Genomic DNA, 597 nt, shown 5'->3' on the forward strand with positions numbered 1-597 from the left:
CCGCAAGCGCGCACGATCGTCGAGGGTGTACGCGTGTCGCCCGAGGATCGAAGCCGGACCCGTGTCCTGCTGGTCGACGCGCATCGGCGCGTGCTGGCAGCCTCAGATGGTCAGGGCGTGTTGAGCGAGATGCTGGCGGTCGATCTGGGCAGTCAGCAGAGCGGCGTAGAGCGGGATCCACGCAACGGAACAATCACCGCCTACCACCGCACACCAGGGTATGAGACCTACCTCGGACAGGGCTGGTACGGCGTAATCGTTCAGCAGGGCATGTAGAGATCTGCAATCAGCTGGAGCATCCGAGGCGTCACCGGCACACGCTGTTCCTGACCTGCCCCCACGAGGTGGTCCGAGTTCAAAGTTAGTGCAGGGTCAAGATGGAGTTGACCCTGTTTGTGGTCCACGGCCTATGCAAGTTCTCGGGCTGTGACAGCTTGGTTGGCGAAGGCTCGGGGCGTCAAGCCGCCCAGGGCCGTATGGGGTCGATCTTCGTTATAGTGGCACCTCCAGTCCTCGATGCACTCGCGGGCATCGGCCAGCGACAGGAACCACGAAGCGTTCAAGCACTCTGCCCGTAGGCGGCCGTTGAATGACTCG

General features: G+C 62.6%; 1 protein-coding gene and 1 pseudogene. One reads left to right on the forward strand and one right to left on the reverse strand.

Annotation, left to right across the window (positions count from 1 at the left end):
• Positions 1–276 (forward strand): annotated as a pseudogene (locus tag AKJ13_RS29870) (methyl-accepting chemotaxis protein); the annotation flags it as partial.
• 131 nt (positions 277–407) lie between these two features.
• Here the strand turns inward: AKJ13_RS29870 and AKJ13_RS31175 are convergent.
• A partial coding sequence (locus AKJ13_RS31175; protein WP_144426454.1) for an integrase core domain-containing protein occupies positions 408–597 on the reverse strand: 190 nt, incomplete at its 5' end.

It is taken from the genome of Methylobacterium sp. ARG-1 (genome assembly GCF_001262595.1).
GTDB classification, from domain to species: domain Bacteria; phylum Pseudomonadota; class Alphaproteobacteria; order Rhizobiales; family Beijerinckiaceae; genus Methylobacterium; species Methylobacterium brachiatum.